An 8040-nucleotide genomic window follows, 5' to 3' on the forward strand; every position below is an offset into this window, starting at 1 on the left:
GCTGCTCCCGCTCCATATATTCCATAACCAGCTGCTTTCTGCGGTTCGTCTCCATAACCGGTGCAGTCTCCTTTCGGTCGTTAATCCAATACAAGCTGCCGTCATCCAGCCGGGCCATGAACCCGTACTCGATCAGATAGCGGCGCAGCGTCACGTAATCTTCCTCGTAAACGTCCTTCAGCACGCGGTTAACGTCCTTCTCCGTATACTTCTTCTCCGGTTCGAAGCGCGCGGCGATATGCTTGAGGATCGCGATTTTCCGTTTCTCCTTCTTCGGAAAATGGTCCAAAGGTCCGTCCGGCCCTTCCTTGAAATAGGTGTCGAGAATTTCCTCGTTCTCCTTCTCGGTAATCGCATACCGTTCGTCCAGCATCGTTGCGGTGCGCGGAACGCTGATGAATTTCTGCGACTGTTCCGTATTGCCGTTCACGAGCTCCATGATGGCGAGAAAGATTTTCGCCTGCTTCTCCTTCTCGCGCAGCGTGAAGCGGTGATGCCGGATGGTCGACGTGCTGCCGCCGCCGAGCTGCTTCACGATGTCGCCGTCGCTTAACCCTTGATTGAAATAGTCGAGGAGCGTCTTCTGCAAATCCGTCAGCCCGGTCAGCTTCTTATTCAGCCCAAGCAAATAGTCGAACATCGACGTATGCTCCTTGCGGATGTGGACCGAAGCGAACTTCTCTGCTTCATAGAACGTCTCATTTTCTTCATCCCGATAAATGACGCCGCGCATAAACGCCTTGCCGCAAACGAGGCAAATAAAGCTGTCGCTCTCGGCATGGTGCACATAGCCGCGCTTCATTTCCTCAATGGATGCCGACCAAAACATATCGGACAGTTGTTCCGACAACAAAATCACCTTCTCGTTTGCTTATTTTATAAACAATATAACAAAACGTTTGCTAATAAGTCAATGTTCTCTGGCGCATCGCGCTTTTAATAAAGCTTAATACTTTCATAAGAATTGTTTTAGAAAAGGTTGATAGAGTAAGAGTACGAATTCCAGAGCGTGAAGGGGCGGACGAGCATGAACAAGAAGTTGGAGGAGCAGATCGGAACGGCGCGGCAATTGATGGTACGGGTAGCGGAAAAATACAATTTCGACCTCGTTCATCCTAAAGTTGTCCATATCAGCCAGAGGCTTGACCGCCTTATCGTAAGCTATATGAGAAAATGCAGCTAAGCAGCTTGCTTCCGACGCTATTGCAGCGTCGGAATTTTTTTTATATGTTCGTTCGGCAGGAGAACTTCGTATGAAGTCGAATAAGGTGAGGTAGAATATGGTAGCGATCGCTGGCGGAAGCGAAATATGCGGAAACGGAAACGAGGTATTGGGGCATGCAGATCCGAATTGAATCGGCGGATATGACGTATACGAAAGAAGACGGTTATTTGGGACATGTCGTGTTCGCGGTGGAGAACCACCCGAAGTCCTACGAAATTACGCTGCTCAGCAAGAGCGCAAGGGATTGGTCGTACAGCCTGAATTTCGCCCGCGAGTCGGGGGACGAGCTGCTGATCGAGGCGGTTGAGGAAGCGCTCGAAGAGGATGATCGGCTGTTCGACAGTCTTGTGGAAGCGGCGATGGCCGCGCTCGACAAATAACTGTCATCAAATTGATAACAAATTTTCATCTAATTTTAAGATTCGGCAAGTACAATGAATGCTAAGCTTTGGTGATAGATTCATAGAATCCGTTGTTGGGATCCACAAGGAGGTAGCGCGATGAAGCTGCTGATCAATGTGCAAGACCGTAGAGTGCCTGTATATTTTACCAAGTTTAGCGATAAAGCGATGAATCTGCTCACCCAAACGATCAACCGCAAGCTCGTTAACGGCAAGCGTGCAGTACGGCTGTGCCTGGAGACGCTCATCAGCATAGAGATCGTTGACAACGAGGCTATTCTTCACGCATTCAACGAGCAGGATACCGTTGCTCTATCGTTATATTGAATTCAGAACAATGGGAACCGCGGGGCCGCATAGGCCCCGCGGTTTTTCCGCATGTGCGGGCGAACCGCGAAACTTTCCATCCGATACCGTCGTATCAACATACAGGTTATGGTACAGTGTTATTACGAACGCAGATGGAGGGAAAGCGATGAAAGTGATTTTCATGCAGAAGCAGGCGGAAGGAGCCCCGGTCGCCATCGATGAGCGGGACTGGTCTGCGGATATGCTCGGCTCATTGGAGCACGCGAACTATGTCGTATTGAACGGCAAAGAGTTCGAAATGCTGGAAGGCCGGCTTAATTTGGATAGAGGCGCGCTGGAAGTACTCGTCGTGCCGATCGCATCCTCAAATACAACACAATAAGAACGGAGGAAGGATGCATGAAAGAGCAGGAGAAAATGCCGACGCAGAGCCAAAGCAGCGACAATACCGCCCCGAAAGCGGCGGGCAAACCGATGAAAGTGCTCTCTACTTCGCTTGGACTTGCGCTCGCCGCCAATTTGCTGGCAGTGCCCGCTGCCGCTTCGGAAGCGACGGCGCAGCCTAAGCTGGTGGAGTGGTCGACGGAAGCGGTGAAAGCCTATTATGACGCGGCCATCGATTGGAATCTCGTACTGCCGGGCGAGAAGAAGGAGGAGTCCGGCTCGGCTGCGGCGGCAGCCGGCGGCGCGGGGGCGGTGCCGTCCGGAAGCGGCACAAACACGGTCGTCGTCCATTCGGGCGGCGGACTCGGCTGGGACGATCTGCTGTTGTACCACTTATTGTTCAATAACGGAGGCGTCTACTCGACGAGCTCCTGGAGCAACTCGCACCGGACGGTATACGCTCATAACAATCAAGCTTATCAGCCGCGAACGTATACATCCGATACATTCCAGAGCAAACCGGTTGCGGGCTCCGTCGTCCGTCCGCCGAAAACGTCGGCGTCGTCCGGATCGTTCACGACGGGCAAGAGCGCGTCGACGAGCACGGCAACCGGATCGACCGGAAGCACGTCAACTGGAACGACAGGAAGCACGTCAAGCGGAACGGCAGGGAGCGCGTCAAAAGGATCAACCGGAAGCACGTCAAGCGGAACTTCTTCAACAGGCCGAACCGGGACAGCCCCATCGACCTCATCGTCATCGGGCAGCTTCACGACATCGTCCTCTTCTTCGAAGAGCTCCTCGACTTCCTCCGGCAGCATCGGTGGAAAGTCAAGCGGCTTCAGCTCATCCGGCTCATCGTCATCGGGCAGCTAAAGGAGGCGGCCTATGAGCGAAAGCGTATTTCGCGTTGCCGGTTCGCCGGCTGAAGATCGCGCCGCACGGGTTGAGGAGCTAAGCCGGCTCGGCTTCACATGGGCCGATCTCGACGGGCAGCCCTATTGGCTGGATCAGCTCGTTACGATAGACAGGGCAACGTACGACCGGTTGGTCGACGCCTCGGCCAGAATATGGGACATATTTGACAAGACGGTTCGCTTCCTGCATGGACGCCGCGATTTGTACCGGATGCTCTCGATCCCCGAAGTGCTGTGGGACGGATTGGATCGGCTGCCGCTGAACGAGCCCGGCCACATTAGCCGCTATGCGCGCTTCGACTATTCCGTCGGAACGGACGGCTCCGTGAAGCTGCTGGAGCTGAACGCAGATACGCCGACGGCTTACGTTGAAGCTGCGGTTGCTACGCCTTGGCTGTGCGGGCAGCACCCCGGCGTCCGGTCGCCGAACGCCATGCTGCCGAAGCTGCTGGAGCGGGCGTGGGCGGTGGAACGGCCGGAAGCGGCGTGCTGTGTCGGCTACGGCAAACATGCCGAGGATTCCGGCACGATCGACATGCTGGTGCGCCACAGCGGACTCCCGGTGCGCTGCCTGGATACGCTGGAGCTGTCCGTCGACGAAGGCGTATTGAAGGACGGAGCCGGCCGGGCGATCCAGCGCATCTTCATGCTGTATCCGAAAGAATGGATGGGCATCGACGAGGGCGGCGAGGCGTTGGCTTATGCCGCGGAGACGGGGAACGTAACGATTTTCAATTCGTACCATTCCGTGATTCTGCAGTCCAAAGGGCTGCAAGCAGTCGTCTGGGGGCTGCACGAGATCGGTGCGCCCGTGTACACGGCGGCGGAGCATGAAGCGATTGAAGCTTACATGCTGCCGACATACAATGAGCCGGTACTCGGCGGAGACTATGTGTCGAAGGCGATGTTCGGCCGCGAGGGCGGCTCGGTCGAGCTGTATGACAGCGACGGGAAGCTGGCGGTGAAGGATGCGGACGGATACGATACGAGCCGCTGGTTCGGCCGGGTATATCAGGCGCGGGCCGATTTGCCCGAGATCGAGCTGCAGGCCGGCAGGATGAGGCTGCTGACCGGCATGTTCGTTATCGGCGGCGTTCCGTGCGGAGTCGTCGGCCGCGCCGGCGGACTGATTACGGGGAACGCGAGTTATTTTACAGCGATGGGGGTTAGGGAATGACCGTAAGAACGCAGCGGATCATTGGGGCTGTGCTGATCGGCGTGCTGGTGATTATCATCATTGCCGTCATAGCCGGCGCGATCGGTTCGAACGATAAGGGTAAGCTGGTGACGTCGACGTCGAACGGGTCCCGGGCGGGCAGTGCGGGCAGTGCGGCGAACGACCCGAGCCGGATGGTGCCGTGGGATTACAAGGTGGAGCAGAAGAAGGTCGGCGATTTGATCGGCGCGGATATGACGATTTTGCCGGAAAATGAGCTGATGCCGAACGACGACAGCTACGCTACCGGAGATACAGTGTGGGTGCTGTCGGCGATGAATGCGGTCATGACGACGCAGGAGGGCGGCAAGAACGATGTGACGCTGACGGCGTGGAAGCCGATCAAGACGTTCAAGAAGCAGGACGCGGCGCAGGCCGATCTGACCAATCTGAAGGAGCAGGTGCAGACGGATGTCGATCTGGTCGGCGTGTATAAGACGGAGCTGGACGGCAAGTTCCGCCATTTCGCGGTCATTCAGCTGCCTTCCGGGCAAGCGGTCAAGCAGCCGATCGACGAGGCTCGCTACAACGACTTCAAGCCGAAGAAGCAGGTGAAGGTGACGCTTGAGGTTGTACACGATTTTACAAACTACGATCAAGCGTTTCCGAAATTTAGGGGGTGGGCGTCCTGATATTCGTTAATATTCTTATCAGTTTTATTGTCATCATTATTCTTCAGCTGTTAGGTATGGTCATTCTAAGCAAAATGACTCCGTTCAACGATATGGAGGAGCTGAACAAAGGGAATGTCGCGGTCGGTCTCGTCTTCGGCGGACAGTTTCTCGGTACGGCCATCATACTCGGCGTTGCGGCGTATACGAACTCCTCGATTTGGTATATGGCGCTCTGGTTCGCGGTCGGTTACGTATGCCTCTTGCTGTCGTACTGGATCTTCGATTGGCTGACGCCCGGCATTAAGCTATCGGACCAGCTTAAGGACGGCAACAAGGCGGTAGCGCTGCTGCTCGCCTGCGTGTACATCGGCATCGGCTTTGCGGTGTCGAGCTTGATTATTTGAGGCGAATGCGTCGGCAACATAGCGGGGCTCCTCTCCGGTAACGGAGAGGGGGATCTGTTTGCGGGCAAAATTCATAGTTTCCAACCGGAAAGGCCGCTTTCATTACCGGCCCGCCGTAGCAAGAGAAAAGGCGCTTAGGCGTTCCTCCGGTAAATAGAACAAGGGCCTGCATGCAGGCCCCTGTTTTGCTTACTCGATGACGACAAATTCATTCACACTGCGTAAAAATTTTTTCCCCTCTATGGCTACGAATACATCAGAGTAAGCGGTGATTTTCCCGGCCCGGTAAATACGAACGCCATGTTGTCTTGGCTCGACTAGAGAGCCCTTCGTCTTCGCATATTCAATTTCAAAATCCGCTTGTAAAGTTATTTCTTCCATGTCTAATCTACCTTTCCTGAAGACTTTCGCCCTATATTCTATCATAAAATCAGAGAAGAATCACACCGGGGGCGCCGATGCGTGCAAGTACAAGCTGCCTCAATTACCATATGTCCGTCGGAGCCAGCCAAGCCATAGCCGGAACATTCCTCAGCACCCCGAAAGCAATGGTGAGAATGAGCATCGTGAGCATCAAGATTCGGCTCGACCGCTGCAGCTGTCTGCTCGCCAAGGCGGCGTAGACGGCATATAGCGGAAGTAAAATAAAGAGCAGGGGATTGTACCGGCAAGCCTGTTCGACATCGAGCTCCAGCAAGGCGCCTACCGCCCTCGTTACGCCGCACCCCGGACAGTAGAGTCCGGTGATTTCGTGTAACACGCAAGGAATCCCCAGCCCCGTTAAGGGAAGCCACGCCTTCAGGTACAATGCCGTCCCAACGCCAAGCAAGGAACCCCAGACGAGCTTGGGGTTCCTTTGCGGAAGGCTTTTTACCTTACGCCAATTTATTGACATCGGATTGAACCAGAGCAAACGTGACGATTCCTACTCCGAACAACGTAAGAAGCAGATAGAGCACCGAATTGTCCGAGCCCGCTATGCCGCGCAGACGCTGGGCTTGTTCTACCTGCTTGCCGATCTGGTAGGCCCAGACGAAGCTCCAGATGCCGCAGGTGACCAGCGAAAGCAGGAAATGCTTGCCTCCCGTGAAGGAAGAATCCCCGCTGAGCCGGCCGACATCGTTGGTCAACACGATAAACCAGTAAATCCCGTATAGACCGCAAGTAACCAAAGTTAGTACGATTGCCAAAGCGATATTTCTTTGAGTAATCATAGCACACCATCCTAAATAGTTTGAGTTGAGTGTATGTGGTAAAAATCGAACTTCATGACGATCAATTTCGAAATACATCAGCACAAAAATAGAAAAGCAATTTCGAGGTCAACGAGCTTGAAACTTGTACCCGATGCCGCGGAGATTTTGAATATATTTGGGGGAAGCCGGGTCCGGCTCGATCTTCTTGCGCAGGGAGCTGATGTGGACGATCACCGTGCGCGTATCGCTGTTGCTGTCGACGCCCCATACCCGCGAATACAGGTCTTCCGCCGTGAAGATGCGGTTCGGGTTGCTTGCCAGAAGCGTCAGCAGCTGCGTCTCCTTGGCGGAGAGCGATACCTGCCTGCCGTTCACATACACGTCGAAGGAGGAAAGGTCGATCTCCAGACCGTCGAACCGGAGCATCGGCTTCGTCTCAACTACGGCCGACTCCGCGGCGGCTTGCCGGCGGAACAGCGGGGCGCGGCGCAAATTCGCCTTCACGCGGGCGACCAGCACGTTCGGATCGAACGGCTTCGTAACGTAATCGTCCGCGCCGATTTCCAGCCCGCGCATAATATCTTCCGTCTCGGAGTTGCACGAAATGATGATGATCGGGGTGTTGGAAACGCTTCTAATTTCATTGCACAGGTCAAAGCCGTTCATTTCCGGAAGGTTGATGTCGAGCAGAACCAGCTGGGGGGCTTCGCGTTCGAACACCTGCAGAGCCGTGACGCCGTCGACGGCCTTGACAACGCTGAAGCCGCTGTTCAACAAATACAGAGATATGAGCTCAAGAATTTGCAAGTCGTCTTCAACGACAAGAATCGTCGTATTTTTCATATTATCGCGTCACCTCTCTAAATCTATTATACTTGAAGAGACTATTTGATCAAACTTGAGTTAAATTTAATTTGAAGACTCCCGCCGCCAATCCTACAATGGAACTAATAGTTTGGGCGGAGGTAGAGTTATGTCGAAAATCATGATCGTCGACGACGCAGCTTTCATGCGTGCGATGCTGAAACAAATCTTGCTGGCGATGGGCAACGAAGTCGTGGCGGAAGCGTCGAACGGCCTAGAGGCGGTCCGCTTGTATCCGCTGGTGAACCCGGACCTCGTGACGATGGACATTACGATGCCGGAGATGGACGGTATTGAAGCACTGCGAAATATCCGCAAGCTCGATCCGCAGGCGAAGGTCATTATGTGCTCGGCGATGGCGCAGCAGAAGCTGGTTATCGATGCGATCACCTCGGGAGCGAAGGATTTTATCTCCAAGCCGTTCCAGGAGGAGAAAATTGTAGAAACGATAAATAGGGCTTGCTGAAAAATCAAAAAATCCTTATCTCACAAGGGTTTAGAGGCACTTTT

At 54.4% G+C, this 8040-nt stretch carries 13 protein-coding genes and 1 pseudogene; 9 read left to right on the plus strand and 5 right to left on the minus strand.

What is annotated here, in order from left to right; translation table 11 throughout:
- Window positions 1–82: 82 nt before the first annotated feature.
- A pseudogene (locus tag ACFFK0_RS11475) lies at window positions 83–829 on the minus strand (DUF2087 domain-containing protein); the annotation flags it as partial.
- 198 nt (window positions 830–1027) lie between these two features.
- Here ACFFK0_RS11475 and ACFFK0_RS11480 point away from each other — a divergent pair.
- From ACFFK0_RS11480 to ACFFK0_RS11515, 8 genes are all read left to right on the plus strand, one after another.
- Window positions 1028–1183, plus strand: a complete 156-nt coding sequence (locus tag ACFFK0_RS11480; RefSeq protein ID WP_377470321.1) for a Spo0E family sporulation regulatory protein-aspartic acid phosphatase — start codon at window positions 1028–1030, stop codon at window positions 1181–1183.
- Window positions 1184–1338: 155 nt separating this feature from the next.
- Window positions 1339–1605, plus strand: coding sequence for a hypothetical protein (locus ACFFK0_RS11485; RefSeq protein ID WP_377470322.1), 267 nt, complete (start codon window positions 1339–1341; stop codon window positions 1603–1605).
- Between the two features lie 120 nt (window positions 1606–1725).
- On the plus strand, window positions 1726–1953 hold the full coding sequence (locus ACFFK0_RS11490) for a 3-dehydroquinate dehydratase (protein WP_377470323.1): 228 nt from the start codon (window positions 1726–1728) through the stop codon (window positions 1951–1953).
- Window positions 1954–2101: 148 nt separating this feature from the next.
- On the plus strand, window positions 2102–2317 hold the full coding sequence (locus tag ACFFK0_RS11495) for a hypothetical protein (protein WP_377470324.1): 216 nt from the start codon (window positions 2102–2104) through the stop codon (window positions 2315–2317).
- A gap of 17 nt (window positions 2318–2334) precedes the next feature.
- Window positions 2335–3195 (plus strand): hypothetical protein, encoded by an 861-nt coding sequence (locus ACFFK0_RS11500; RefSeq protein WP_377470325.1) that lies wholly within the window; start codon window positions 2335–2337, stop codon window positions 3193–3195.
- Between the two features lie 12 nt (window positions 3196–3207).
- The gene (locus tag ACFFK0_RS11505) at window positions 3208–4413 is read left to right on the plus strand and encodes a glutathionylspermidine synthase family protein (RefSeq protein ID WP_377470326.1); all 1206 of its coding nucleotides are present in this window, start codon (window positions 3208–3210) and stop codon (window positions 4411–4413) included.
- Window positions 4410–5084 carry a signal peptide protein gene (locus tag ACFFK0_RS11510; protein ID WP_377470327.1) on the plus strand — a complete coding sequence of 225 codons (675 nt, stop codon included), beginning with the start codon at window positions 4410–4412 and terminating at the stop codon, window positions 5082–5084. Before ACFFK0_RS11505 ends, ACFFK0_RS11510 begins: the two co-directional genes overlap by 4 nt.
- Window positions 5081–5470, plus strand: a complete 390-nt coding sequence (locus ACFFK0_RS11515) for a DUF350 domain-containing protein (protein ID WP_377470337.1) — start codon at window positions 5081–5083, stop codon at window positions 5468–5470. The genes ACFFK0_RS11510 and ACFFK0_RS11515 overlap by 4 nt, the downstream gene beginning before the upstream one ends.
- 189 nt (window positions 5471–5659) lie before the next feature.
- On the opposite strand, the gene ACFFK0_RS11520 is transcribed toward ACFFK0_RS11515, so the two are convergent.
- From ACFFK0_RS11520 to ACFFK0_RS11535, 4 genes are all read right to left on the minus strand, one after another.
- Window positions 5660–5851, minus strand: coding sequence for a hypothetical protein (locus tag ACFFK0_RS11520; RefSeq protein WP_377470328.1), 192 nt, complete (start codon window positions 5849–5851; stop codon window positions 5660–5662).
- A 103-nt stretch (window positions 5852–5954) separates the two neighbouring features.
- A complete protein-coding gene (locus tag ACFFK0_RS11525) occupies window positions 5955–6230 on the minus strand; it encodes a DUF2752 domain-containing protein (protein ID WP_377470329.1) in 276 nt (91 codons plus the stop codon).
- A gap of 115 nt (window positions 6231–6345) precedes the next feature.
- Window positions 6346–6684 carry a DUF4234 domain-containing protein gene (locus ACFFK0_RS11530; protein ID WP_377470330.1) on the minus strand — a complete coding sequence of 113 codons (339 nt, stop codon included), beginning with the start codon at window positions 6682–6684 and terminating at the stop codon, window positions 6346–6348.
- A gap of 108 nt (window positions 6685–6792) precedes the next feature.
- Window positions 6793–7509: a response regulator gene (locus ACFFK0_RS11535; protein ID WP_377470331.1), complete on the minus strand. Its 717-nt coding sequence runs from the start codon at window positions 7507–7509 to the stop codon at window positions 6793–6795.
- A 130-nt stretch (window positions 7510–7639) separates the two neighbouring features.
- Between ACFFK0_RS11535 and ACFFK0_RS11540 the strand changes: the two genes are divergently transcribed.
- A complete protein-coding gene (locus ACFFK0_RS11540; protein WP_377470332.1) occupies window positions 7640–7996 on the plus strand; it encodes a response regulator in 357 nt (118 codons plus the stop codon).
- Window positions 7997–8040: the final 44 nt, after the last annotated feature.

The sequence above is a fragment of the Paenibacillus chartarius genome, from assembly GCF_042432825.1.
Taxonomy (GTDB): domain Bacteria; phylum Bacillota; class Bacilli; order Paenibacillales; family NBRC-103111; genus Gordoniibacillus; species Gordoniibacillus chartarius.